This is a genomic window from Methylobacterium nigriterrae, from assembly GCF_037106235.1.
Taxonomy (GTDB): Bacteria; Pseudomonadota; Alphaproteobacteria; order Rhizobiales; family Beijerinckiaceae; genus Methylobacterium; species Methylobacterium nigriterrae.
Genome location: NZ_JBAWTG010000788.1, coordinates 1 through 281, shown reverse-complemented (window position 1 = coordinate 281; position 281 = coordinate 1). Strand labels below are relative to the sequence as shown.

The following is a 281-nucleotide window of genomic DNA, read 5'->3' as shown; positions in this document are numbered from 1 at the left end:
GGTTCGAATCCCCGGTCAGCGGGATGGCAAGCAGAAGCGGCGTTCCCTTAAAGCGAATGTTCGCTCGTCGGTTACAAAGGACAGCTCCCAATCGGATGAGCGTCGCGCCTCCTTCGAGATCCTTGACAGCAAGAAGCTCCAGCGCGAGGGTGGGCTGGACCGGGCTCTGAAGGTCATTCGCACCTCGGTGGCACGTTTCAAGGCACTCAGAACCAACTACCTCGAGGAGCATCGTTATGCGGTGGCCTACTGCTACGGCCTCGCGCAGCACTTCGTGAAGG

1 protein-coding gene is annotated in these 281 nt (G+C 59.8%); it reads left to right on the top strand.

The features are described from left to right. Nucleotides 1-281: hypothetical protein (locus tag WDW90_RS39170; protein ID WP_336493002.1), on the top strand; the 281-nt coding region annotated here is incomplete at both ends.